22 protein-coding genes are annotated in these 25,297 nt (G+C 68.0%); 15 read left to right on the forward strand and 7 right to left on the reverse strand.

All coding sequences use genetic code 11. The features are described from left to right. Positions 1–4: 4 nt before the first annotated feature. Entirely contained in the window at positions 5–739 is a 735-nt protein-coding gene (locus tag ACGFY5_RS32370; protein WP_392725869.1) for a biotin--[acetyl-CoA-carboxylase] ligase, read from the reverse strand. Positions 740–876: 137 nt separating this feature from the next. On the opposite strand from ACGFY5_RS32370, the gene ACGFY5_RS32375 reads away from it, so the two are divergent. From ACGFY5_RS32375 to ACGFY5_RS32390, 4 genes are read left to right on the forward strand one after another with little or no spacing between them, the layout of a single operon-like run. Next, positions 877–2,481 carry an acyl-CoA carboxylase subunit beta gene (locus tag ACGFY5_RS32375; RefSeq protein ID WP_392725872.1) on the forward strand — a complete coding sequence of 535 codons (1,605 nt, stop codon included), beginning with the start codon at positions 877–879 and terminating at the stop codon, positions 2,479–2,481. 41 nt (positions 2,482–2,522) lie between these two features. Continuing rightward, positions 2,523–2,741, forward strand: a complete 219-nt coding sequence (locus tag ACGFY5_RS32380) for an acyl-CoA carboxylase subunit epsilon (RefSeq protein WP_392726372.1) — start codon at positions 2,523–2,525, stop codon at positions 2,739–2,741. Beyond that, entirely contained in the window at positions 2,738–3,409 is a 672-nt protein-coding gene (locus ACGFY5_RS32385; protein ID WP_392725875.1) for a GNAT family N-acetyltransferase, read from the forward strand. The genes ACGFY5_RS32380 and ACGFY5_RS32385 overlap by 4 nt, the downstream gene beginning before the upstream one ends. Then, positions 3,406–3,990: a Maf family protein gene (locus ACGFY5_RS32390; RefSeq protein ID WP_392725877.1), complete on the forward strand. Its 585-nt coding sequence runs from the start codon at positions 3,406–3,408 to the stop codon at positions 3,988–3,990. Before ACGFY5_RS32385 ends, ACGFY5_RS32390 begins: the two co-directional genes overlap by 4 nt. On the opposite strand, the gene ACGFY5_RS32395 is transcribed toward ACGFY5_RS32390, so the two are convergent. Then, a complete protein-coding gene (locus ACGFY5_RS32395; protein WP_392725880.1) occupies positions 3,965–5,176 on the reverse strand; it encodes an MFS transporter in 1,212 nt (403 codons plus the stop codon). The genes ACGFY5_RS32390 and ACGFY5_RS32395 overlap by 26 nt on opposite strands. A gap of 23 nt (positions 5,177–5,199) precedes the next feature. Between ACGFY5_RS32395 and ACGFY5_RS32400 the strand changes: the two genes are divergently transcribed. From ACGFY5_RS32400 to ACGFY5_RS32420, 5 genes are all read left to right on the forward strand, one after another. Then, complete coding sequence (locus ACGFY5_RS32400; protein ID WP_392725881.1) at positions 5,200–5,868, forward strand: O-methyltransferase; 669 nt, start codon at positions 5,200–5,202, stop codon at positions 5,866–5,868. 29 nt (positions 5,869–5,897) lie between these two features. Further along, positions 5,898–6,953, forward strand: a complete 1,056-nt coding sequence (locus tag ACGFY5_RS32405; protein WP_392725884.1) for a phytase — start codon at positions 5,898–5,900, stop codon at positions 6,951–6,953. 150 nt (positions 6,954–7,103) lie between these two features. Then, the gene (fxsA, locus tag ACGFY5_RS32410) at positions 7,104–7,274 is read left to right on the forward strand and encodes an FxSxx-COOH cyclophane-containing RiPP peptide (protein WP_392725887.1); all 171 of its coding nucleotides are present in this window, start codon (positions 7,104–7,106) and stop codon (positions 7,272–7,274) included. A gap of 31 nt (positions 7,275–7,305) precedes the next feature. Beyond that, complete coding sequence (locus tag ACGFY5_RS32415) at positions 7,306–8,526, forward strand: FxsB family cyclophane-forming radical SAM/SPASM peptide maturase (RefSeq protein ID WP_392725890.1); 1,221 nt, start codon at positions 7,306–7,308, stop codon at positions 8,524–8,526. Continuing rightward, positions 8,513–10,231: an aKG-HExxH-type peptide beta-hydroxylase gene (locus ACGFY5_RS32420; protein ID WP_392725892.1), complete on the forward strand. Its 1,719-nt coding sequence runs from the start codon at positions 8,513–8,515 to the stop codon at positions 10,229–10,231. The genes ACGFY5_RS32415 and ACGFY5_RS32420 overlap by 14 nt, the downstream gene beginning before the upstream one ends. On the opposite strand, the gene fxsT is transcribed toward ACGFY5_RS32420, so the two are convergent. Next, the gene (fxsT, locus tag ACGFY5_RS32425; RefSeq protein ID WP_392725894.1) at positions 10,205–12,769 is read right to left on the reverse strand and encodes an FxSxx-COOH system tetratricopeptide repeat protein; all 2,565 of its coding nucleotides are present in this window, start codon (positions 12,767–12,769) and stop codon (positions 10,205–10,207) included. The two genes, ACGFY5_RS32420 and fxsT, sit on opposite strands and share 27 nt — an antisense overlap. Positions 12,770–12,994: 225 nt before the next feature. Between fxsT and ACGFY5_RS32430 the strand changes: the two genes are divergently transcribed. From ACGFY5_RS32430 to ACGFY5_RS32445, 4 genes are all read left to right on the forward strand, one after another. After that, positions 12,995–13,906 carry an SIR2 family protein gene (locus ACGFY5_RS32430; RefSeq protein ID WP_392725897.1) on the forward strand — a complete coding sequence of 304 codons (912 nt, stop codon included), beginning with the start codon at positions 12,995–12,997 and terminating at the stop codon, positions 13,904–13,906. Further along, on the forward strand, positions 13,896–15,713 hold the full coding sequence (locus ACGFY5_RS32435) for a tetratricopeptide repeat protein (RefSeq protein ID WP_392725898.1): 1,818 nt from the start codon (positions 13,896–13,898) through the stop codon (positions 15,711–15,713). The genes ACGFY5_RS32430 and ACGFY5_RS32435 overlap by 11 nt, the downstream gene beginning before the upstream one ends. 21 nt (positions 15,714–15,734) lie before the next feature. Continuing rightward, the gene (locus tag ACGFY5_RS32440; protein ID WP_392725900.1) at positions 15,735–16,490 is read left to right on the forward strand and encodes a hypothetical protein; all 756 of its coding nucleotides are present in this window, start codon (positions 15,735–15,737) and stop codon (positions 16,488–16,490) included. 132 nt (positions 16,491–16,622) lie between these two features. After that, positions 16,623–18,377: an acetyl/propionyl/methylcrotonyl-CoA carboxylase subunit alpha gene (locus tag ACGFY5_RS32445; protein WP_392725901.1), complete on the forward strand. Its 1,755-nt coding sequence runs from the start codon at positions 16,623–16,625 to the stop codon at positions 18,375–18,377. 86 nt (positions 18,378–18,463) lie between these two features. Here the strand turns inward: ACGFY5_RS32445 and ACGFY5_RS32450 are convergent, their stop codons facing one another. Further along, positions 18,464–19,531 (reverse strand): alpha/beta fold hydrolase, encoded by a 1,068-nt coding sequence (locus ACGFY5_RS32450; RefSeq protein WP_392725902.1) that lies wholly within the window; start codon positions 19,529–19,531, stop codon positions 18,464–18,466. A 9-nt stretch (positions 19,532–19,540) separates the two neighbouring features. Continuing rightward, complete coding sequence (locus ACGFY5_RS32455) at positions 19,541–20,941, reverse strand: NAD(P)H-quinone dehydrogenase (protein ID WP_392725905.1); 1,401 nt, start codon at positions 20,939–20,941, stop codon at positions 19,541–19,543. Positions 20,942–20,987: 46 nt separating this feature from the next. On the opposite strand from ACGFY5_RS32455, the gene ACGFY5_RS32460 reads away from it, so the two are divergent. Then, the gene (locus ACGFY5_RS32460; protein ID WP_392725908.1) at positions 20,988–21,440 is read left to right on the forward strand and encodes a gamma-glutamylcyclotransferase family protein; all 453 of its coding nucleotides are present in this window, start codon (positions 20,988–20,990) and stop codon (positions 21,438–21,440) included. Between the two features lie 39 nt (positions 21,441–21,479). On the opposite strand, the gene ACGFY5_RS32465 is transcribed toward ACGFY5_RS32460, so the two are convergent. Further along, positions 21,480–22,379 carry a GNAT family N-acetyltransferase gene (locus ACGFY5_RS32465; protein WP_392725910.1) on the reverse strand — a complete coding sequence of 300 codons (900 nt, stop codon included), beginning with the start codon at positions 22,377–22,379 and terminating at the stop codon, positions 21,480–21,482. Positions 22,380–22,439: 60 nt separating this feature from the next. On the opposite strand from ACGFY5_RS32465, the gene ligD reads away from it, so the two are divergent. Continuing rightward, on the forward strand, positions 22,440–23,903 hold the full coding sequence (gene ligD / locus ACGFY5_RS32470) for a non-homologous end-joining DNA ligase (protein WP_392725913.1): 1,464 nt from the start codon (positions 22,440–22,442) through the stop codon (positions 23,901–23,903). Here the strand turns inward: ligD and ACGFY5_RS32475 are convergent. Continuing rightward, positions 23,856–25,022: an amidohydrolase gene (locus tag ACGFY5_RS32475; protein WP_392725916.1), complete on the reverse strand. Its 1,167-nt coding sequence runs from the start codon at positions 25,020–25,022 to the stop codon at positions 23,856–23,858. The genes ligD and ACGFY5_RS32475 overlap by 48 nt on opposite strands. Positions 25,023–25,297: the final 275 nt, after the last annotated feature.

Raw genomic sequence — 25,297 nt, forward strand, 5'->3', positions numbered from 1 at the left:
GTGCTTACTCCGGCCTGACGTGGACGACGTCGCCGGCTGCGATCGCGCGGCCGTCGACGACCAGGCGCCCTTCTGCGTCGACGTCGGTGGCCCGGCCGTGCAGCGTCTCGCCGGCGGGGAGCGAGACCCGGACCAGGCGGCCGATCGTGTCGCAGCGCTCCCGGTAGGCGGCGCGCAGGGCTTCGTCCCCCCCGGTGCGCCAGGACTCGTAGTTCTCGGCCAGGGCGTCGAGGATCGCGGGCAGGAGCAGTTCCCGATCGAGGACCGGCGCCCCGGCCAACGCCAGTGACGTCGTGTCGGGGCGGTCCGGGGGCAGTTCGTCGGCGGTGAGCGTCACGTTGAGCCCGATGCCGAGCACGACGGCGTCTCCCGCGACCTCGGCGAGGATGCCGGCGGCCTTCTTGCGCTCGGGCCCGACGAGCAGGTCGTTCGGCCACTTCAGGTGAGCATCGACGCCGGTCAGGGCGTCGACGCACGCGACACCGGCCAGCAGCGGGAGCCAGCCCCAGCGCTCGCGCGGCACCTCGGTCGGCCGCAGCAGGGCCGAGAACAGCAGCCCCGCGCCGGGCGGGGACGTCCACGCCCGCCCGATCCGGCCGCGCCCGGCGTCCTGCACCTCGGCGACCAGGACCGTGCCCTCCGGGAGGCCGACCGCGGCGGCCAGATCCGCGTTCGTCGAACCGGTCCGTTCGACCACGTCGACGTCGACCCAGAACGGGTGCCGAATCTTATCCCGCAACGTTGCACGATTCAGTGCCTGCCTACCGTTGTCCACACCAAGCACCGTAAAGAGTGATCCACGCCTTACTTCGCTCACCCTCCGAGAAAACTGCTTTAGGCTCGCCAACGCGCCGCTGCGGAGGAGGGCAATCAACGATGACTCTCGAAGCCACTCAGTCGTCCGAGCCGATCGACGGGCCGGACATCCACACCACGGCCGGGAAACTCGCCGACCTGGAACGACGAGTGGACGAGGCGGTGCACTCCGGATCCGAGCGGGCCGTCGAGAAGCAGCATGCCAAGGGCAAGAAAACGGCGCGCGAGCGCATCGAGGCTCTCCTCGACGAGGGTTCTTTCGTCGAACTCGACGAGTTCGCCCGGCACCGCTCGACGCAATTCGGCCTGGAGAAGAATCGCCCTTACGGCGACGGCGTGATCACCGGGTACGGCACGATCGACGGTCGCCAGGTGTGCGTCTTCAGCCAGGACGTGACCGTGTACGGTGGCGCGCTCGGTGAGGTCTACGGCGAGAAGATCGTCAAGGTGCAGGACCTCGCGATGAAGATCGGCTGCCCGATCATCGGCATCAACGAGGGCGGCGGCGCGCGCATCCAGGAGGGTGTGGTCTCGCTCGGCCTCTACGGGGAGATCTTCCAGCGACACGTGCTGGCCTCCGGCGTCATCCCGCAGATCTCGCTGATCATGGGCGCCACCGCCGGCGGGCACGTCTACGGCCCGGCGCTCACCGACTTCGTGATCATGGTCGACCAGACCTCGCACATGTTCATCACCGGGCCCGACGTCATCAAGACCGTCACCGGCGAGGAGGTCTCGTTCGAGGACCTCGGCGGCGCACGCACCCACAACACGAAGTCGGGCAACGCCCATCACATGGCTGCCGACGAGGACGACGCGCTGGAGTACGTGAAAGCGCTCCTGTCGTACCTGCCGAGCAACAACCTCGACGAGGCGCCGGTCTACGAGAACTCCTCGGACACCGACGCGGACTTCCTGGACACGTTCATCCCGGACTCGGCGAACCAGCCGTACGACATGCACCGGGTGATCGAGGCGATCGTCGACGACTCCGAGTTCCTCGAGGTGCAGGCGCTGTTCGCCCCGAACATCCTGATCGGATTCGGCCGCGTCGAGGGCCGCCCGGTCGGCATCGTCGCGAACCAGCCGATGCAGTTCGCCGGCACGCTCGACATCGACGCCTCCGAGAAGGCTGCGCGCTTCGTGCGGTTCTGCGACGCGTTCAACGTCCCGGTCATCACGCTCGTCGACGTCCCCGGCTTCCTGCCCGGCACCGGCCAGGAGTGGGACGGCATCATCCGCCGCGGCGCGAAGCTGATCTACGCCTACACCGAGGCCACGGTCCCGAAGGTCACGCTGATCACCCGCAAGGCGTTCGGCGGCGCGTACGACGTCATGGGCTCCAAGCACCTGCGCGCCGACCTCAACCTGGCCTGGCCCACCGCCCAGATCGCGGTGATGGGCGCACAGGGGGCAGCCAACATCGTCTACCGGCGGGAACTGCAGTCGATCGACGACCCCGAGCAGCAGGCCGTCCGCCGCCGGGAACTGATCGCGGAGTACGAGGACACGCTGTTCAACCCGTACATCGCAGCCGAGCGCGGGTACGTCGACCAGATAATCCGGCCGTCGCAGACCCGCGTCCAGATCGCGCGGGCTCTGCGTATGCTGCGCGGGAAGCGGGAGACGCTGCCTCCGAAGAAGCACGGCAACATTCCGCTGTGAACTTGCCGCACGGTCGCTCCGCACCGGACGATGGGGACGTGATGACCACCAAGGACGACGAGCCGGTTATCCGAGTCCTTCGAGGCGTGCCCACTGCCGAGGAACTCGCCGCGCTGGTCGGTGTACTCGCGGCCCGATCGGCGGCGGTTTCTTCGGCCCCGCCGCGTCCGCGGGAGCTCTGGCGCAGACAGGAAGCACGGATCGGCGCTCCGCTCGCCGCGGGTCCGGGGGCGTGGCGCGCCTCCGGCCTCCCGCGATGAGCCTTTCGATCCGACCGCTCCGGCGGGACGACGTCGAGGGCTGCCTGCGGGTCATCGCGTCCCTGCCGCGGTTCTTCGCGGTCAGCGACGAGGCCACGAAGAAGGCCGCCGCGAAGGACGTCGCCAAAGACGTCGAGACGCTCGACGTCGAGCCGGAGCAGGTGGGTGCCCACCGTCCGAAAGTGCACGCGGCGAGTGCACCCCGAAGCGCACACCGGGTGACCGCGTCGCATCCGGTCCGCCAGAGCCGCGGCCGCCACGGAATGCCCGACGACGAGGAGGAGTCGGCTCCTCCCGGCCGCAGCATCGCCCAGGCCGCGCGTGACCTCGGTACACAGGGTGGGCTGGTCGCGCTCGGGCCGGGCGGCGACGTGCTGGCGTTCCTCACGTGGAAGCGGCACGGCGACAAGGCCGCCGAGATCACGTGGATGGCCGTGCACGCGGCGATGCGGCACCACGGGGTCGGTACGACGCTGCTGACCAGAGTGGAGCGGCTGCTGGCCGCTCAGGGGTTCCAGAACATCTCGGCGATCACGTCGGCGTCGTCGCACACGTACGAGCCCACCCGGCAGTTCTGGCGGGGTCGGGGATACGCGCCGATCCTGCAGCTCGAGGATCTGTGGGAGACCGACGTGGCGCTCGTCCTCACGAAGTCGTTGACGTCGTGAGGCGGCTGGTTCTGGCGTCGCAGTCGCCGGCCCGGCTCGCGTTGCTGCAGGCGGCGGGCTTCGCGCCGGAGGTCGTGGTGTCCGGTGTCGACGAGTCCGGGGCCACCGGGACGCCCACGGAGATCTGCCTGTCGCTGGCGCAGCTCAAGTGCCGCGCCGTCGTCGCTGGCCTGTCCGCTCCGGACGCCGTGGTGGTCGGCTGTGACTCCGTGCTGGAGTTGGACGGGGTGGCCTACGGGAAGCCGAAGGACGCCGCGGATGCGGTAGCGCGGTGGCAGTTGATGTCGGGGCGCACCGGCATCCTGCGGACCGGGCACTGCATCGTGGTCGGTGGGCGTGAATGCTCGGCCGTGGCGTCCACCGTCGTGCGGTTCGGCACGCCGAGCGGGGACGAGATCGCGGCGTACGTCGCTACCGGGGAGCCGCTGTTCGTGGCGGGGGCGTTCACCATCGACGGGCGAGGTTCGCTGTTCGTCGACGGCATCGACGGGGACCACACGAACGTGGTCGGGTTGTCGCTACCGACGTTCCGCCGGCTCCTGGCCGAGCTCGACGTCAGCGCTGTTGATCTGTGGGTGTGAGCTTCATTCGGCGAATCGTCAGGACGCCGGCCAGGGCGGTGAGGAAGAGGGCTGGGACCACCAGGAAGGCGCCGTGGGGGCCGACCTGGTCGGCCAGGGCGCCGAGAGCGAACGGGCCGCTGCCGATCGCCAGGCCGGCGGCGTACGAGGCGTAGCCCGCGGCACGGTCGGGCTGACCGTCGGACGCCTGCATCGCGAGGTCGACCGCGAGCGGATACGTCGGGCCCAGCCCGAGGCCCAGCACCGCGAGCCCGACGATCGCGACCACCGGCGACGTCGTGACCCAGAAAATGCCTCCGCCGACCAGCGCGACCGCCAACGCGGGCAGGAGCAGCAACGACCCCGGCGCACGGGCAGCCGACACCGCACCGACGATCCGTCCGGCGCACATCCCCCCGATCACCGCCGTGACCGCGGCCGTGGCGAGGGCGGCGCTCGAACCCGTGCGGTGACGCAGCACGTCGGAGGCCCACAGCGTGGTGGCGAACTCCGCGGCGATGCAGCAGAGCATGATCGCCCAGGTCACCCAGAATCGGCGCGGCATGGGTCGCCGGGTCGTCATGGCGTCCTGATCGACGTCGGGCTCGGCGGCGGCTTGATCGACGTCGGGATGAAGAACCGTTCCGGAAGGCAGGCGGGTCGCCGTGACCCGGGCGAGCACAGCGATTCCGGCCGCGAGGACGCTCGCCACGACGAGCGCGGGCCGCCAACCGTAACCCTGGTCGAGGGAGAACCCGACCGCCAACGGAGCCACCAGCCCGACGCCGCAGGCGATCGCGTTGCCCTCGGTGAGCGCGGCACCGGAGAACGCGGAGCCGTGGATGCTGAGCAGGGTGGGCGCGATGCTGTTGACCAGCACGGCTCCCGCGGTGCCCGCGCAGAGCGTGGCGGCGATCGTCAGCACGGGCACCGACGGCACCAGCGCGATCACCACGATGCCGACGGACAGTCCGCCGAGGGTTGTCCACAGGGTCCTCGCGCGCCCGAGCCGGCGGGCGAGGAGCGGATAGAGTGCTCCCGCGGCGAGGGCGCCGACGGCGAGCGCGGTGCCGTGCAGGCTGGCCACGGCTCTGCTCGTGCCTTGCTCGTCGCGCAGCAGTGGCACCACGGGCCCGAATCCGTAGATGAACCAGCCGTAGAACCCGAGCACTGCGTAGACGAGGTAGGTAGCTCGGGTACGCGTCACTGGAACCAGCCTACGGTGGTTCCGTGACGCATCGAAACGAGTGGATGCCAGGAGACCTGTACGACTACACGATCGCGATCGGACCGTCGCTGGACGAGCTGGCGGAGGATCTGATCGCCGAGACCGCCGAGCTGTTCCCGAGCTCCGCGGGGATCCAGATCCCGCCGGAGCAGGCAGGGTTCCTCACGTTGATGACGCAGCTGGTCGGGGCGCGCTCGGCGGTGGAGGTCGGCACGTTCACGGGGTTCTCGTCGCTCGCCATCGCCCGTGGCCTGGCCGACGGCGGGCGCCTGCTGTGTCTCGACGTCAACGAGGAGTGGACGTCGGTGGCGCAGCGGTACTGGGAGCGCGCCGGGGTCGCCGACCGGATCGAGCTCCAGCTGGGGCCGGCCCTCGACTCCCTGCGCGCGCTACCCGCCGAGCCGACGATCGACCTCGTGTTCCTCGACGCCGACAAGCCGAACTACCTCGCGTACTGGGAGGAGCTGGTGCCGCGGATGCGGCCGGGAGGTCTGTTGCTGGTCGACAACGTGTTCTTCCACCTGTCGGTACTGGAGGAGAATCCGACGCGTCCGGGAGGCGCGGCGATCCGCGCGTTCAACGAGCACGTGCGCGCCGATCCGCGGGTGACGCACGCGGTTCTGCCGCTGGGCGACGGGGTCACGGTGGCCCGTCGCGTGTCTTCGGTATAAGTGTCGGTACGTGTCGCTACCGTAACTACATGCGGATCGCGCTCGGGTTGGTAGCGGCACTCGCCGTCACGGTGGTCACAGGCAGCAGCGTGCCGTCGTCGCCGAGACCGGCCGCTGCCGCTGCCTCCGCGGTCACCGCCGGCGCGACCGTCGAGACCGAGCCGGTCGATCACTCCGGCGACGCCGCCGACGACCCCGCGTTCTGGTTCCACCCCACCGACTCGTCGCAATCGATGGTGATCGGCACCGACAAGAAGGGCGCACTCGAGACGTACGACCTCACCGGCAAGCGACTCCAGCGCATCCCCGACGTGTTCCCGAACAACGTCGACGTGCGGGGCAACGTCGTGGTGGCGGCCGACGACGACACGGACGAGGGTGTGCTGCAGATCTTCCTGGTGGATCCGGCCACCCGGCGTCTCTCGTCGGCGGCCGTCGTGCCGACGACCGTGACCGCGCACGGCCTGTGCATGTATCAGTCTCCGAAGACGAGCAAGCTGTACGCCTTCCCGAATGCGGTGTCGGGCCGGGTCGAGCAGTGGGAGTTGACCGTGACCGGCTCGCGCGTGTCCGCCAAGTCCGTGCGCCTGTTCAACCTGGGCCGAGCCGTCGAGGGCTGCGTCGCCGACGACGCGTCCGGTGCGCTCTACATCGGCCAGGAGAAGGTCGGCATCTGGCGCTACGGTGCCGAGCCCGACGCCGGCCGCACCCGCACCCTGGTCGACGGCGCCCGCCCCGAACGGGAGGGCAACATCCAGGCCGACGTCGAGGGTCTGGCCATCGCCGGTGACCGGCTGTACGCGTCGTCCCAGGGCAGCAGCGATTTCACCGTGTACGGCCGGATGGACAACAAGTACCTCGGGCGGTTCCGCGTGGTGAACAGCGGCGGCGTGGACGGGTGCCAGGACACCGACGGCATCGACGCCACGTCCCGGCCGCTCGGCCCGGCGTTCCCGACCGGCATGTTCATCTGCCAGGACGGTTACAACGTGCAGGGGCAGACCGTGCTGAAGCAGAACTTCAAGTTCGTGCCCCTGGACCGGGTGGTACTCCCCATCGGCGAACAGCCGATCCCCTATCCGTGAATGTGACTGCTGATACTGCTGTGATTTAACGGTCGGTTACCGGACCGGTCGGGGTCCACTGTGTTGTTTGCGCGAACTCTGGCCAACTGCCCTTCATTCCGCGTGGGTTACGCTAGCTTTAGGCGAATAGCGTGGTACGGAGGCTCGCGAATGACCGAACCGCACCCTGAACTCGACTCCGATCTGGTCGATCTGACCGGCGTTGATCTGGCGGATCTCGCCGACATGGAGGACTCGACACTAAAGGATGCGCTGACGCGGCTCGCTCAAGAGGCAAAGTCCTCCGATCAGACCACGGCATCGTTCAGTTCCAGTATTTAACAATGCTGGAAGCCGACCGGGGGCGGACTGCATGCCGTTAACTCACCGCAGCGAGCACGCTCGGTCAGAGTGGCCGAACGATGAACTCGACATCGATGCGCTGGTCGGAAGCGGCTGGCGACCTGTACCAATAACACAATTCATCCTCAAGGTGCACAGCCGTTGCAACCTCGCTTGCACCTATTGCTATGTGTATGAGCACGCCGATCAGAGCTGGCGAGACCGACCGCGCCGCATGTCCGAGGAAACCCTCACGGATGCAGCGCGCCGAATAGGACAGCACGCCGCTGCGCATCGCGTGAAGCGAGTCGCGATCGTCTTCCACGGCGGAGAGCCACTGCTCACTGGATCCGCATATCTCCGCCGTGCCGTCGATCTTCTGCAGGATGCGCTGCCGCCCGGCGTCACGCTCGACGCGTCCCTGCAAACGAACGGTGTGCTACTCGACGAAGCCACGTTGGACGTGCTCCGATCCCGAAACATTCGCATCGGGGTCAGCATCGATGGGACCCGAGCCGCACATGACCGCCATCGTCGCTACCTCGACGGCAGTTCGAGTGGGCCCGCTGTGGAGCGCGCACTGGCCCTTCTGACGCGTCCCGAGAACCGCGGGATCTACGCCGGATTGCTCTGCGTCATCGACCTCGACCAGGAACCGATCGAGGCCTACGCACGACTGGCCGGATTCGACCCACCCCGGCTCGATTTTTTGTTGCCGCACGGCGATTGGACCACTCGGCCGCCGGGCCGTCCCGACGACGCCTCGACCCCGTATGCCGATTGGCTGATCCCGATCTTTGAGCGATGGTACGCGGACAGCGGCAACCGCCCCGGGATCCGCTTGTTCGAGGAGATCATCCAGTTGCTGATCGGCGGTCGGAGCCGGAGCGAGAACGTGGGCTTGTCGCCGGTGGCTACCCTCGTAGTTGAAACCGACGGAGCGATCGAGCAGGTCGATACGCTGCGAAATGCGTATGCCGGCGCCGCGGCTACAGGGCTGCACGTGCGGACCGATTCAATCGACGCAGCCTTACGTCATCCTGGAGTCGTTGCGCGCCAAATCGGCGTAGAAGCACTCGCTCCAGAGTGCCGGCAGTGCCGGTTCGGAAAGGTGTGCGGCGGCGGTTTCTATGGTCATAGATACCGCACCGGGTCGGGCTTCCGAAATCCGTCCGTCTATTGTCCAGACCTGTTCGCACTGGCGAAGCGAATCAGATCGACGATTGCTCAGGATCTCGGTGGGCACTCCTGAGGTGTCGAATCACCGCGTACCAGGCGCAGTATTCCTCGCGCTGGCGACAGGTGGCGCTGACGAGACCGAGGCCCTTCCTGCCGCCCTCCACAGCAAGAGGCGGCTTCTCCTTCTTGCTGTCCGCCGTCGACTGGAACCCGACTATCTCGCGTCGGTGGACGCCGCGTGGGCCCTCCTCGCCAATGCGGCACGGGTAGCGCCCGCCGCTGTGGACAGCGTGCTCGATCATCCAGCGATCGGCGGGTGGGGAATGCAGGTCCTCCGAGAATCTGGCGATCTCGTAAACGCGGCGGGATACTTCGGCGGAATCGTAGCCGCCGCGCTCTACCGGGCCGGGCTGACGGGTGATGTAAGCGTCAGGGTTCGGGCAGACGGCACCGTGCCGCTGCCGAGCGTCGGACGCTACAGCGGGTTGGGCGTGCAACGGTGGCTCACGGCGTCGGTGACACCTGGTGTGATTCGCCTCGAAGCTTCCGGCAACTGGGAGCCGGTCCGGCAATTCATCGCGGAAACAGACGGCCGCCGTCTCGAGCTTCTCCTCGACGACGTCGATCCGCATCGGGTGCCGGATGAGTTGGCGGCTGCCGAACGCCTGGCGGACGAAGTGATCCCCCAGTGGCAGGCGAGCCTGCGGGATGCTTGGGACCGGTTGGTACGACGCCACCCCCACCGGGCGGCGTCGATCGCGCGCGACGTCACGTCCCTCACACCGTTGATCACCCCGGTAGGTGAGCTACAGGTCAGCGCTTCGTCGAGTGACCGACCTGGCGGCGTGGCACTCACTAAGCCGGCGAGCGGGTCAACGATGGCTGAGACACTGGTCCACGAACACCAACACCTCAAACTGGCTTCTCTTCTCGCCCTCGTGCCCCTCACTCGATCGAGCGACAGGCTCTTCTACGCACCCTGGCGCACGGACCCGCGACCCGCTCTCGGACTGCTACACGGCGCATATGCCCACTTGGGCCTGGTCCAGTACTGGGCTATCGAACGAGACCACGATGACGGACTGACGATGCATTACTCGTTCGCGCGCTGGCGACAGGCGACGGCCCTCGTCCTTGACGCTTTGTCACAGTCCGACGTGCTGACTGACACCGGTGTCAGGTTCGTAGCAGGAATGCGCGAAGCCTTGGCACCCCATCTTGCCGAACCCGTACCCGCGGTCGCGGCTGAGGTGGCAGAAGATGCCGAACGAGAAAACCGGATCAGCTGGCGCCTTCGTAATGTCCGCCCCGACGAGAACGTCGTACTCGCCTTGGCAGACGCCTGGCGACATGGCCGACCGTACGTGTCTCCCGCACCGATGTCGATTCGCCCGGTAGCGGGCTCCCGAGCGTCTCGGAGCAGCGGCCGCCAGCGCCTTGCGATGACACGTTTGATCAGTTCGCAAGCCGCCGGCGTCCGTCATGCCGACGGTTTGCGGGAAGCCGATTTGGCGTACTCACGCGGTGACCACGCCAACGCGGCTCGGTTGTACGGCTCGACCATCCGCGCCGGTACGGCTGAGTCCGAGGCGTGGGTCGGCCTCGCATTGGCCCATCATCACCTCGGGACACCGGCAGGCATCGCTTTGGTCGACCATCCGGCGCTCGTCCGGGCACTCCACGAGATACTTCCGCCGAGCGACTCGCCCGAACCCGAATTCATCGCTGACTGGATCGCGACCGGCGCCGCACTAAACGGGCGGAGGCTCGATCACTGAGGAGACACGTCCGCGCCGCCGAGCGGTCTCCACGTCGTAGTGGTCGGCTCCGAGAACTGATGCGAAGCGGGTCAACGCCTCCTGCCGCAGCGCCTCGCCGTCTTCGCCAGCACCAGTCTTGATGCGGTCGAGGCCGAGATTGAGCACGGCGCCGAGCGTATGGGGGTGGTCCTTGCCCAGGGATGCTCGAAGCCTAGGAACAATGGCTTCGCCGATTTGCCGGGCTTCTTCTGCACGATCGAGTTCAGCGAGCGCGGTCGCCAGATTGCTCAAGCAAATCAGTGTGTAGTGGTGTCCGTCGCCAACGGTGGCCTCGAGACCGTCACGGGCAGCCTCCAGGTAGCTCCTGGCGACTTCGTAGTTGTTCAGCGTGAATTGGGCGATCGCGAGATTGATGCGAGCGGCGTGCGCGAACGGGTGCGTCTCGCGCCAGACCTCGCCGTAACGCTCGACTGTGTTGTTCAACAAGTCGACGGCGGCCTGCAGATCGCCGCCAGGCAGACCGAGAGAGTCGGCCAGTCGCAGGGCGTTGCCGAGGTTGATGCCGGCCGCCAGCGCGTCAGGGTGGTCCTCGCCGAACTCTGACATGCGGAAGTCGTCGTACGCCGCGCGTGCGCGGGCCAAGGCAGGTTCGACCTGGCCGGCTAGCCGCTCACCGATCGACAGGTCACGGTTCTGAGTAAGCACCCACAGATGGCTCTTGTTCAGGGTCTTCTGGGCGATGAGCCGCTGGTAGCGGTCGTACGCGAGATATGCGCGCTCCAACGACTCGCCATATCGACCTTCGTGGCGAAGGTTACGTGACATCCCGCTCAATGTGAGCACGACGAACGGGTGGTCGTCCTGGCTGTAGAACGCCAGAGCTTCGGTGTAGTTCTCTTCGTAGAGTTTGCGTGCGTCCGGGTAACGACCAGTCAGCTCGTTGTCTACTGCAAGATTGTTCCGCGCGTTGAACGTCTCTGCACTGCTCTCGCCGAAGACCTGTAGGTGGCGGCGCAACGAGTCGCCGTCGGAGTCCAAGGCGGCCTGGAATTCCCCGCGTACTCGTAGGTCGGCCCCGAAGCCATTGGTGACGAACAGGGTGTTCTCGTCGTCCGCGCCCAGCACCGTACGCATGAGCTCGAGCGTGGGACGGCGAAGACGGTAAGCCTCCCGATAGCGCCCGAGCCCCCACAGCGCATCTGCCTTCTGCGCCTGCACCAATAGCACGTCAGGATTGTCCGGGCCCGAGGTCTTACCCCAGCTCTCCAGCGCCTGGTCGATCAGCGCGAGACATGCGCGGTACTCCCCCGTCGCGTACAAGTACAGCGCGGTGTTGCGAATCAGGCGACGCACCTTCGGGTCGGCCGACTCGGCAGCATCGGACGGGCCCAAGTGGACGTACAGCTCCTGGTAGCGGCCCCAGCTTTCGATCTCCGAAGGCGTCCCCGGGTCGCGCTCGGCGAGGAGGAGGTGCACTTCGTTCCGGATCTGCGCGATCTGCTCCGGCGTCAGGCCATCCCGGACGAGCCGTTGGATCAACCGGTGCACCTGGACGGTTCGCCGGTTGTTGTCGATCCGCGCCAGCGCGTACCGGCCGAGCTCACGCATCGCGCGACCCACGACGATGGGGTCCTGCAAGCTCTCACCGAACGTACCGGGAAGCACCCGGGCGCCACGGATGAGCAGGTCACGAGGGATCGGCTCGGGCCCGAACAGAGCACACCGCTGCAGCATCTCCAGTGCGAACGGCGTCTGCCTGCTCACGTGAGCCATCGAGATGTTCCACGCGGCGGCTACCGAGAACGGGTAGTCCGTTGGCTGATTCTCGGTGAGGAGCTTCGACGCCTCGGCCTGAAGTAGTTTGAGGTAGTCAGCGACCGGCATACCGGTTTCCACCATCAGGGCGCCGGCCTGCTCGAGAGCCAGCGGTAGGTCGCCGAGTTCCTCCGACAGCCGGTCGGCGTCAGCGGTGCTGATTTCGACCACGCGGCGGCTGAGGAACTTGAGGCTCTCCGGCCGGGCGAACACGTCGACCTCGACCGTCTCGGCCACGCTTTGCCAGCGGTGGTTGCGAGAGGTCACGAGGACATGTCCATCGGCCTGCCCTTGCGGAAGGAGCTCCCGGAGTTCCTCCGGCTGATCTGCATTGTCGAAAATCAGCAGCCATCGTGCGAACGGCACGCCGCGACGCAAGGAGTCCAATACTGCCGCTACGGCTTCTTCCGTCGTACGACCGGTGCTCAATTCCTGCAGACCGAGGCGCGGCGCCAGCGTCGACAGACCACTGCGGGCGGTGGCCAGGTCTTCCGCCGAAACCCACCAGACGACCTGATACCGACCACTGTTGCGATAGGCGTACTCGGCCGCGAGCTGTGTTTTACCCACGCCGCCGAGACCCCGGATCGCGAACGGGAGGACCGCGGTCTGCTGCCGGGCGGCCAATTGCGTCTTCAACTGATCAAGGAGATCCTCGCGTCCGGTGAAGTTCTTGTTCCGCTGCGGGACATTCCCCCAGACCACAGGGATATCGCGGGCCGGACCGCTGGTCTCCGTCACCAGATCATCCCCATCGTCCGAGCGTTACACCTGATTCAGGACACGGGGGGATTGCAATGGTGAACATGAGAGTCTCCAGTTCCCCCCATTCAGGCTAGCGCAGCGTCGCGACGCCGTGACACGGTTGGGGCAGCAACCGATCCGGCCTCGCGCGACCTTCTGCACCGATTAAGCCATATGGGCATCGCCAGTTCCAGTCACGCGGCGGAGGGACTAGTTTGCTCGGTGCTGACCGACTCGAAGGGAGAGGTGTTGCCGCCGGTACAGGAGAAGGACTGGAACCGACTCGTGCGGCAACTCAGGGACGGCGAATGTATACCGTTCATCGGGGCAGGTGCGTCCGCAGGCGCTCTTCCGACCGGTGGCCAACTCGCGAGAGACTACGCCGACCGCTACGACTACCCATTCGACGATCGGGACGACCTGGCCCGCGTCATGCAGTACGCGGCCTTTGAGGTGGGTGATGCCGTGGACCTCAAACGCCAAGTCGCGGCGGACCTGTCTCGCTACCGGCCACCGCATTTCGGCGCGCCCGACTCAGCGCACGGCATCCTCGCAGCTCAGCCCCTCCCTCTGTATTTCACGACCAACTACGACGCGTTCATGTCGGAGGCACTGACACAACGCGGCCGGACACCGCAGACGGCGATGTGCCCGTGGTATCGGACGTCGAAGGACGACGAAGTCGATCCCCGCTCCGACGCTCCGACGGTATTCCACTTACACGGAGCCGCGGTCGATCCACCGTCGATGGTGTTGACGCAGGAAGACTATTTGAACTTCCTGCTGGCACTGGCCGTCGACGAGGGGTTTGCCGATCGGCGTCTGATTCCGCGGAAGATCGAACCGCTGCTGACGCTCAGGCCGTTGCTGTTCATCGGGTACAGCCTGAAGGACTGGTCGTTCCAAGTTCTCTGGAAGGGACTGTCCCGGCTTTTCCCTCGCGAAGAGCGGCGACGCCATATCAGCGTCCAGCTCGTCGACGGTTTGCAGGACGGCCTTCCGGGCACCCGCGACCGCGCGTTGAAATTCTTGGACGACTACTTCGACCAGCAGAAGATCTCCGTCTACTGGGGCACGACCAACGAGTTCTGCGCGGAGCTCAACGACCGACTCGGCGGCCCCCATGCCACCTGAGCCGGCAAATCCCTACGTCGGACTCCGTCCGTATCGGCGAGCCGAACGAAGCCAATTTTTCGGCCGCGCCAGCGAGATCGAGCAAATTCGAGATCTGTGGCTCAGCCATCGGTTGGTCGTGGTGTACGGCGCGTCCGGAGTCGGCAAGACGTCCTTACTGAACGCAGGCGTACTTCCCGCGTTCACCGAGCCCGACGCCAAGTACCGGGCCGACGTCCTTCCCGTCGGCCGCATCCCCCAGTCGAGCGCCGAACTCCTCCCCGACCCCACCGAGCCGAACCCGTATGTATACCGTCTGCTCTCCTCCTGGAGGACCGAGGCGAACAGCGTCGCGGGCGGCGAATCCGTGACCGCGTTCCTGCAGGGACAGCCCCGGAGAACCGACGAAGACGGGTTCGTGCTCCCACTCCTCGTCGCGATCGACCAGTTCGAGCAGGCCTTCGGAGGCGACTCCCAAGGATCCGAGGACCTGGACGACTTCCTCGATCAACTCGCGACCGCCACCGAGGAGATCGAGCAGCTGCGCCTGCTGATCTCCATCCGAGCGGAGCAGCTGGCCCCATTGCTGCGCTACGAAGCGCGGATCGGGTCGCGACACCGAGCCCGCTTCGAGGTGTTCCCGCTCGGCCGGACCGCGGCGTTCCAAGCCGTCACCGGCCCGCTCGCTGACGCCCCGCGATCGTTCGCACCGGGCGTCGCGGAGTCCCTCGTCGAAAATCTGTGCACGATCACCGTGACCAGCTCGGTCGGCGAGACGACGACGCTGGTCCGCGACTCGGTCGAACCGGTTCACCTGCAGGTCGCGTGTTACGGGTTGTGGGAGTCGCTGCCGGCGGACATCACCGAGATCACCGCGGCGAATCTCGAGAACTACGGGAATGTCGACGAGTTGCTGCTCCGGTTCTGTACCGCTGCGGTCGAAGACGTAGCGCATGACTTCGGGCGTCAACCCGAAGACGTGTGGGTGTGGTTGGCACGAACCTTCCTCACGGAGCGAGGTAATCGGAGTACGGTAAGCGAGGGAATTGCCCAGATTGGGTCGATGCCCAACGAAGTAGCCCAAGCACTCGAGGCCCGGCGCGTACTCAGGGCCGAAGATCGACTAGGCTCACGTTGGTATGAGCTGCCGCACGATCGATTGCTCAGCACGGTGCGCGACGGCGCCCGGCCGTGGTGGAACCCGTCGGGTAAGCAGATCGACCGCAGCGCGTACGGGTTCCTGCGGCAGGCGCAGGCGGCCCTGACGGAGGGAAGGCAGACGCTGGTCGAGAACTACGCTCTCGAAGCGGCTCGGCTCAGCGGCCCGTCCGACGCCGGCGTCCGCGGTGAAGCTCTCACACTCCTCGCCCGCACCCAGGCCGGGCGAGGCAACACCGATGACGCCATCGCGCACTACCGGCAGGCGATCGAGACCTACCTGCAACTGGAGAACGAGCCGGCGGTCGGACGACTCCGAGCCGAGCTGGGGCGCCTCTTCTACCGGACCGGCGACGAGTTGAAGGCGATGGACGAGCTGACCATCGCCGTCCGGCTGCTGCCCGGTGACCTCACGGCCAAGATCGACCTCGCCCGGGTCTTCCGCGATCTCGCTCAATTTCCCGGTGCGCTCTCGATGCTGAACACCGCGCTCAACATCGCCCCCGACCACGTCGAAGCGCTCGTCGAGCGCGGCCTGCTGCACGCCGCCCGCGGCTCCCGCCGCGACGCCGAAAGCGACCTCCGCAACGCGATCCGCCTCGACCCCACCGTCGCCGACCGCGACGATGTGCGAGACGCGCTGGCGCCACCCCACGAGAATGGGTTGTAGACGCCAACGGGGAGGAACCGGATGCGCGGGGTTGCTCGACGGGTCACTGCCGACCTCACCGCTCGCCGTCACCTCGACGCCTACGTCGTCTCCGCGTTAGCCCTGGTCTTCGCGATCGTCACCGTCGTCAGCGACGCCATCTCCGTCGACCTGCGCTGGGCGGTCGCGCTCGCCGGCCTCGGCGTGCTCGTCTACCGCACCACTGCTCCCAAGCCGGACGTCACGATCGACGAGTTGTTGCAGGACCGGCAGGGGTTCGAAGCGACACCGATCGCCAAGCGGCTCCGCACGGCCCGCGAGGTCTGGCTGTTCGCGCCGACCGGCATCAATTTCCTGTCCGAGGAGAATCTCGCGGCGCTGCGCACAGGAGCGCTCAACCGCCCCGACGGCAGCCTCCGCATCGTGGTGCTCGACCCGGCGAACGAGGCCGCGATGAACCTCGCGGTGCGGCAGCTGGACGACTCGATCACGTATCCACTGCAGGAGTTCGGGGCGTGCCACCAACAGGTGGTGCGGCGGCTCGAGGCGATCGCGCGGAACTGGCCGAAGGCCGGCACGTTCGAGTACCGGTACCTGGACTACAACCCCGGTTTCAGCCTCGTGGCCATCGACCCGACCGGTAAGGACGGCCGGGTCATTGTCGAATTCCACGGCTTCCGCAACGAGGCGACTTCATCCCGGATGCACTTCGAGTTAGAGGCGTCCGACAGCCGGAGATGGTTCCTTTACTGGACGAATCAGTTCGAACAGATGTGGGCTGCGGCCCGCACGGCCTAACTGAACCGAGTCAGACAAACGCGACGAACGTCACCCTGATTTGGATCCGGGCGTGCGCCATGATTACCAGCGAGTACAACTGATTCGGCTACCACACAGCCGCCACCGCTGGCGACGACGAGGGAGACGAGCGTGCACAAGGTTCTCATCGCCAATCGGGGTGAGATCGCGGTCCGCGTGGTTCGCGCCTGCCGTGATGCGGGGCTGGTCAGCGTGGCCGTCTACGCCGACTCCGACCGGGACGCGCTGCACACGCGACTGGCCGATGAGGCGTACGCGCTGGGCGGTGACACCCCCGGCGACTCGTACCTGCGCATCGACAAGCTGATCGACGTCGCCAAGCAGTCCGGTGCGGACGCGGTCCACCCCGGCTACGGCTTCCTCTCCGAGAACGCCGACTTCGCGCAGGCCGTGATCGACGCCGACCTCACCTGGATCGGCCCGACGCCGGACGCGATCCGGGCGCTCGGCGACAAGGTGGAGGCCCGGCACATCGCCACCGCGGCCGGCGCTCCGCTGGTGCCCGGCACGAAGGACCCGGTCGACGGCGCGGACGAGGTCGTCGCATTCGCGGAGGAACACGGTCTGCCGGTCGCGATCAAGGCCGCGTTCGGCGGCGGCGGGCGTGGCCTGAAGGTCGCCCGCACGCTGGAGGAGATCCCGGAACTGTTCGCGTCCGCCGTACGCGAGGCGGAAGCCGCGTTCGGTCGCGGCGAGTGCTTCGTCGAGCGGTACCTGGACCACCCGCGACACGTCGAGGCCCAGGTACTGGCCGATCAGCACGGCACCGTCGTGGTCGTCGGTACCCGTGACTGCTCGCTGCAGCGGCGCCACCAGAAGCTGGTGGAAGAGGCTCCGGCGCCGTTCTTGAACGACACGCAGCGAAAAAACATCCACGACGCCGCCAAGGCCATCTGCAAGGCGGCCGGTTACCACGGCGCCGGCACGGTGGAGTTCCTCGTCGGGGTCGACGGCACGATCAGCTTCCTCGAGGTCAACACGCGACTGCAGGTGGAGCACCCGGTCAGCGAGGAGACCGCTGGCGTCGACCTGGTCCGGGAGCAGTTCCGCATCGCCGACGGTGAGCCGCTGCGGTTCACCGAGGACCCCACGCCGCGCGGCCACTCGTTCGAGTTCCGCATCAACGGTGAGGACCCGGGTCGCAACTTCCTGCCCGCTCCCGGCGCGGTCAACTCGTTCGTCCTGCCCACCGGGCCGGGTGTGCGGGTCGACACGGGTGTCGAGCCGGGCTCGGTGATCGGTGGGAACTTCGACTCGCTGCTGGCCAAGCTCATCGTCTCCGGTGCGACCCGGCAGGAGGCGCTCGAGCGGTCCCGTCGCGCGCTGGACGAGATGCAGGTCGACGGCATCGCGACCGTGTTGCCGTTCCACCGCGTGGTCGTGCGGGACCCGGCGTTCGCGCCGGCGGACGCGGACGAGGCGTTCAGCGTCCACACACGATGGATCGAGACCGAGTTCGACAATCAGATCGCGCCGTACTCCGGGAGCGCTCCGGATGTCGCGGAGGTGGCCGAGCGCGAGACGGTGGTCGTCGAGGTCGGCGGCAAGCGGCTCGAGGTTTCGCTACCGGCTGGGCTCGGGGTCTCAGCGAGTGCTCCGGCGAAAAAGCCGAAGAAGCGCGTCGGGGGCGCCCAGGCCGGCGCTGCCGCGAGTGGTGACTCGGTGGTGTCCCCGATGCAGGGCACGATCGTGAAGATCGCGGTCGCGGACGGGGACGAGGTCGCCGAGGGTGACCTGGTCGTCGTGCTCGAGGCCATGAAGATGGAGCAGCCGCTCACCGCACACAAGTCCGGCACCGTCACCGGCCTCTCCGCCGCCGTCGGCGACGTCATCGCCTCCGGCGCTGCGGTCTGCGAAATCAAGTAGGCGCCGCGCCACCGGCGCTGCGGCGCAGCGTTACCGCGAAGCGAACACCCCGCGCGAAGCGCGGGGTGTTTCGCGTGACGGCTGGGTCAGTCGGTGTACTCGGTGATCGATTCGACGAGCGTCGCCAAGAACTCCTTCGGCTTCTCGACGTGCGGCGCGTGCCCGGTGTCAGTGAGGACGAGTTCCTCGTACCGCCCACCCGCCAACACGTACCGATCCAACACGTGCCGGGTCTGCGACACCATCGGCTGCGGTGGCGCCACCGCATCCCCGGGCCACCCCGGCACCGCGCCGATCTTCCCCAGGTAAGCCAGGTCGAACAGCGACGTGTCCGACACGATCACGTCCGAGTCACCCCGGATCCAGTAGATCGGCGGCTTCGGCTCGATCACGTCCAGGTCGTCGACCCGGAAGAACGTCGGCGCCATCGTGTTCAGCACACCGCGCGTCCCCGGCAGCGCGCCCGGCCACTCCGGCGTGACCTCCGCGGTGCCCGGGTAGTTGTCGTCACCGGTGCGGGTGCTGAGCATCGAGCTGACCCAGCGGTCGGCGTCGTCCGGCTCCGGCGTGAAGCCGGCCTTCACGTAGCTGCTGAGCAGCACCGACCGCGGCGACACCGCCGCATCTGCGGTGCGGTCACCGGTGGCGAGGCGCTGGACGAACTCGTCGTTCGCGCTGCCGGCCCCGGCGCCGAGTCCCGGCGGGTCCAGGTGCTGACCGTCGACGCCCTTCGTGCCACCGAACCCGTACGGCGACACCGGGTTGACCAGCGTCACCGTCCGCACGAGCTCGGGGTGCTCGCGCAGGAGGTGCAGCACCACACCGCCGCCCATGCTCCACCCGACGAGGTGCACCCGGTCCAGCTCGAGCGCTGTGAGGAGCCCCAGGACGTCGTCGCTGAAGTCACGCAGCCCGCGGGTGGCGTCGACCGGCAGGTGGTCGGTGTCGCCGAAACCGCGCAGGTCGACGGCGATCGGACGGAACGTCGCCGGGAGGTCGCGCATCGCGTACTGCCAGAACAGCGACGACGACACGTTCCCGTGGACGAACACGACCGGCTCACCGTCGGTGCGGTGCTCCACTTCGAGGATGTTGACCGTCAACCGCTCGGTCGGAACTCTGCGGGTGGAGATTCCGGGCAGCAACAGGTCCATCCCTGGCTCCTACTCGAACTCGTGTTGCATGAGCTGTCGCGCGGCTTCGGTGAGTGAACCGGACAGCGACGGATAGATCGAGATCGTCTGAGCAATCTGATCGACCGTCAAGTGGTTCTGCACCGCCATCGCGACCGGCAGGATCAGCTCGCTCGCCCGCGGCGCGACGACCACACCACCGATCACCAACCCGGACGCAGGGCGGCAGAACAGCTTCACGAAACCGTCGGTCAGCCCCTGCATCTTCGCCCGCGGGTTCGTGCCGAGCGGAAGCGTGACGGTGCGCGCCGGCACCTCCCCCGCTTCCATCGTCGTCTGGCCGAATCCGACGGTGGAGATCTCCGGCTCCGTGAACACGTTCGCGGCGACGGTGCGCAGGCGCAGCGGCTGCACCGCTTCGCCGAGCGCGTGCGCCATCGCGATCCGGCCCTGTGCGGCGGCCACCGACGCGAGCATCAACACGCCGGTGACGTCACCCGCGGCGTAGATGCCGGGAACGTTGGTGCGCGACACCCGGTCGACGGTGACGAACCCGCCACCCCCGGTCTCGACGCCGCTCTCTTTCAGCCCCAGGTCGGTGGTGTTGGGTACCGAGCCGATCGTCATCAGCGCGTGGCTGCCCTCGACCGTGCGACCGTCGGTGAGCCGGACGACGATCCCGTCCCTGGTCTTCTCCACCCGTTCGGCGCGAGCCCGATAGAGGATCGTCATCCCACGCCGGGCGAACACCTGCTCGATCAGGTTGGCCGCGTCCGAGTCCTCGTGCGGCATCACCCGGTCACGGCTGGAGACGAGCGTTACCTGGACGCCCATCGCGAGGTACGCGCTGGCGAACTCGGCACCGGTGACGCCCGAGCCGACGACCACCAGGTGGGTGGGCAGCTCCGGCAGGTCGTAGACGTCACGCCAGGTGAGGATGCGCTCTCCGTCGGGCTCGGCGCCGGGGATGATGCGCGGAGCGGCGCCGGTCGCGAGCAGGACGTTGTCGGCCTCGACCTGGTACGGCGTTCCGCCGGTCGGCTCGATCGTCACGACGTGCCGCAGCTCGACGCGGCCGTCGAGGCGGGCGCTGCCGTTGATCACCTCGACGCCGGCCGCGGCCACGGTGCTGCGGATGTCGGCCGACTGCGCCAGCGCCAGGCCCTTGACCCGCCCGTGCACGGCGACGGCGTTGACCTTCACGTCCTCGGGCTCGCAGGCCATGACGCCGACCGAGTCGCCGTGCCGGAACGCGTTCGCGGCGTCCGACGACGCGATGAACGTCTTGCTGGGCACGCAGTCGTAGAGAACGCACGCCCCGCCGAGGCCGTCGCGCTCGACGAGCGTCACCTCGGCACCCAGCCGGGCAGCGACGAGCGCTGCCTCATATCCGGCGGGACCGCCACCAATGATCACGATGCGCGAGGACACAGGGGAAACCCTAGCCCGTATCCGGCAGACGTTAGAGTGCCCACCCATGGGCCTCTACGCCGCCTACGGGACGAACATGCACCCGAGTCAGATGCAGGAGCGCTGCCCGCGCTCCCCGAGCGCCGGAATCGGCTGGCTCGAGGGATGGCGGTTGACGTTCGGCGGTGAGGAGCTCGGCTGGGACGGGGCGCTCGCCACGATCGTCGAGGCTCCGGACGAGCGGGTGTTCGTCGCGCTGTACGACGTCAGCGAGTTCGACGAGCCGACGCTCGACGCCTGGGAGGGCGCCGACCGCGGCCTGTACCGCAAGCTCAAGGTGCGGGTGCACACGCTCGAGGGTGAGGCGCTGGCCTGGCTGCACGTGCTCGACTCGTTCGAGGGCGGGCTCCCGTCCGCGCGGTACCTCGGCCTGATCGCCGAGGCCGCCCAGGCCGCCGGCGCCCCCGACGACTACGTCGGCGCGCTCCGCGCCCGCCCCTGCACGAGCACCGAGCTCTGACCCCTGAACGTTGTGGTGGCTCACGGGCCACCACAACGTTCACAGCTCGAGCACCCAGTGCTCGGCCAGCCCGTTCGGGTCCAGTGAGTCCGCCGAGCTGGTGTGGTCGAGGGTGAACCCCGCCTTGGCGTAGATCGCCCTCGCGGCGGTGAGCGCGTCCTGCGTGTGCAGCACCACGCGCTCGTACCCCTCGGCGCGCGCGTACGCCACGCACTCGTCCACCAGGCGGACGCCCAGCCGGTGACCGCGCGCGGCCGGCTCGACCAGCAGGAGTCGCAGCCGCGCGGTGGACGCATCGTCCGAGGCGCACGCGATCGAACCCAGCAAGCGTCCGGCCCGCTCGGCCACCCAGACGCGTGTCTCGTCCGGGTGTCCGAGGAGGTCCGCGACGATCGCCGCGACCGCCGCTTCGAATCCCGGCCAGCCGTACTCCTCCTCGTAGAGCTGCGCGTGTCGCGTCAGCACCCAGCCGAGCTCGCCGGTCCGCGCCGGCCGGATCAGCACGTCGGCGGAAGCGCCGAACAGCAGGCCCTCGACGGTGTCCAGCGCACCCACCAACGCTCTGCGCTCCCCCGGCCCCAGCGGATCGAGCAACTCCGCGACCCGGGTGTCCGCCCGCGAGGCCAGCTGCGAAGCGACCGCCAGCCCCGCGTCGGTAACTGCCACCAGCTGCCGACGACGATCGTCCGGATCAACCGTACGAGTGAGCAACCCCCGCTCGGCGAGCCGGTCCAGCAGGCGGGTCGTGTAGCCGGGATCCAGCTGCAGCCGGCTGCGGAGCTCCACCACCGGCTGCGGACTCCGCTGCGTGACCTCGTACACCAGCCGGGCCTCGGGGAGGGTCAGGCCCGAGTGCAGGTAGCTGTCGTCGAGGAGCGCTGTCACCTCGGTCCAGGCGCGGTTGAAGCGCCGGACACTCGCGATCTGCGTCACCGTCATCACCGGATCATCGCCGTATTCTTTGACAGAGTCAAAGGTTAACGGTGATAAAGAAGAACAGTGGCCGAGAAGGACCGGCTGGAGCGCTACCGGGCGAAGCGTTCCGCCGACCGCACGCCCGAGCCCGTACCGGACGCCGCTCCGGAAAACCGTGCTGGAAACTCTTTCGTCATCCAGGAACACCACGCGCGCGCCCTGCACTGGGACTTCCGCCTCGAACGCGACGGCGTCCTCGTCTCCTGGGCGATCCCCAAGGGCCTCCCGCCCGACCCGAAGCAGAACCACCTCGCGGTCCAGACCGAGGACCACCCGCTCGACTACGCGGCGTTCGAGGGCGCCATCCCGGCCGGCGAGTACGGCGGCGGCAACGTCTCGGTGTGGGACCACGGCACGTACGACCTGGAGAAGTGGACCGAGCGCGAAGTAAAGGTCGTTCTCCACGGGACACGCTCGAATGGGCGATATGTCCTGTTCAAAACCGGGAAAGACTGGATGATCCACCGCATGGATCCGGTTCCGGAAGGTTGGCAGCCGCTCCCCGAGCTGGTGCCACCGATGCTCGCCACGCTCGGCACCCTGCCGGGCGACGACGCCGAGTTCGCCTACGAGATGAAGTGGGACGGCGTCCGGCTGGTGCTGTACATCTCGGGCGGTCGGGTCAAGGCACTCACCCGCAGCAACCGCGACGTCACGAGCAACTACCCGGAGCTGCACCAGCTCGCCGCGTCGGTCGGCACCCGGCAGATGGTCGTCGACGGCGAGGTCGTCGCCACGGACGACAACGGGCGGATCAGCTTCGGCGCGCTCCAGAACCGCATGCACGTGTCGCGACCGAGCAAGAAGCTGCTGAGCGGCTGGCCGGTCACTTTCCTGGCCTTCGACCTGCTCCACCTCGACGGCGAGTCGCTGCTCGATCTGCCGTACGCCGAGCGAAGAACGCGCCTCACCGAACTGGAACTGCGCGGCCCGCACTGGTCGACGCCACCGCACTTCGCCGGCGGGGGCGCCGACGCCGCGGCCACCAGCCGGGCCCAGGGCCTCGAGGGCATCGTCGCCAAGCGACTGACGTCGAAATACCTGGCGGGGAAACGCACGCGGGACTGGCTCAAGGTCAAGAACATCCGCATGCAGGAGGTCGTGGTCGGCGGCTGGCGCCCGGGCGCGGGACGACGCGAGGGGCGGATCGGGTCGCTGTTGCTCGGCATCCCCGGGCCGGACGGGCTGGAGTACGTCGGGCACGTCGGCACCGGCTTCACCGACGCGGTGCTCGACGACCTGACCCGGCGCCTGACCCGCACCGAACGCAAGACCAGCCCGTTCGCCACGCCGCTCCCCCGCCCCCACGCGAAGGATGCGCGCTGGGTGACGCCGCACCTGGTGGGTGAGGTCGCGTTCGGCGAGTGGACGGGCGAGGGCCTGCTCCGGCATCCGGCCTGGCGCGGCCTCCGCTCGGACAAGAAGCCGAGCGACGTCCGCCTAGAGGGCGCGTTCCCGGAGCGCGATCAGCGCGGTGTTGGCGAGTAGGCGAACCCCGATACCGATCGCTTTTTCGTCGACGTCGAACGACCCCTGGTGCAGGTCGAGCGCTTCTCCCGGACGGCCGACGCCGAGCCGCGCCATCGCGCCCCAGCAGTGCTCGAGGTACCAGGAGAAGTCCTCGCCGCCCATGCTCTGCTGGGTGTCGACGAGCGCGTCCGGGCCGAGCGTCTCGACCGTCGCCTCGCTCAGCACGCCGGCTGAGTGCGGGTGGTTGACCACCGGGGGCATGCCGCGGTTGTACTCGACGTTCGCGACCGCACCGGTGGGCGCGACGACCTGGTGCACGAGCTGCTCGATCAGCTTCGGCGCCAGCTCCCAGGCCGAGTGGTCCAGACAGCGCACCGAGCCGCTCACCGTGCCGGTCTGCGGGATCGCGTTCGGCGCGACGCCGCTGTGCACGGCTCCGAAGACCAACGACAGCGCCGACCGGACGTCGACCCGGCGGGCCAGCAGCGCCGGCACGTCGGTGACGACCCGGGCCAGCGCGCTCACCAGGTCGACGGTCAGGTGTGGACGCGCAGTGTGACCACCCGGCCCGGACAAGTCGACTTTCACGAAGTCGGCCGCGGCCGTGATCGGGCCGGTGCGCAGCCCGACCTGCCCGGTGAGCGTCCGCGGGTCGCAGTGAATGGCGAAGATCTCTTCGACGCCAGCCATCCGCCCGGCGTTGATCACGTCGAGCGACCCCGACGGCAGCGCCTCCTCGGCCGGCTGGAACAGCAGCCGCACCCGCCCGGGCAGCGCGTCCCCCAGCGACGCCAGCGCGAGCCCCGCCCCGAGGACGACCGTCGTGTGCACGTCGTGCCCGCACGCGTGGCACACACCCTCGACCGTGGACCGGTACGGCACGTTCTTCACGTCCGGCAGTGGCAGCGCGTCGAGATCGGCACGGAGAGCAACCATGTGGTCACCGGAGCCGATGTCGCAGGACAGGCCGTTGCCCCTGGGCAACATCACCGGCTGCAACCCGGCCTCGGTGAGCCGATCGGCGACGCGCGCAGCGGTGGGCTGCTCGGTGTTCGAGAGGTCAGGATGCGCGTGCAGGTACCGCCGGAAGCGGATGAGCTCGTCTTCGTGCGCTGCGACCCAGGCGTCCAGGTTCACCGCGGAAGGCCGTCTGCAATCGACATGAGGCCGCTTGGCATCGGCAGAGTGTACCTCTCGGTCAAATACACCGCGTGACCGGTCGATTCCGACTTGATCATCCAACTGATACTGATTCTGAACTGGGCGAACCGGGCTTTCGTGTCACTTAGCGACCGCGACTGTGCCACACCGCACTTGCTCGACGCCGTCTGGTCCGAGACCCTTCAGGGACGGTGATCGAGGCCGGGCTGGCACGATTGCACCCGAGCGCTAGGACGGGCGAGTAGAAAAGG

The organism is Cryptosporangium sp. NPDC048952 (assembly GCF_043197895.1).
Taxonomy (GTDB): Bacteria; Actinomycetota; Actinomycetes; order Mycobacteriales; family Cryptosporangiaceae; genus Cryptosporangium.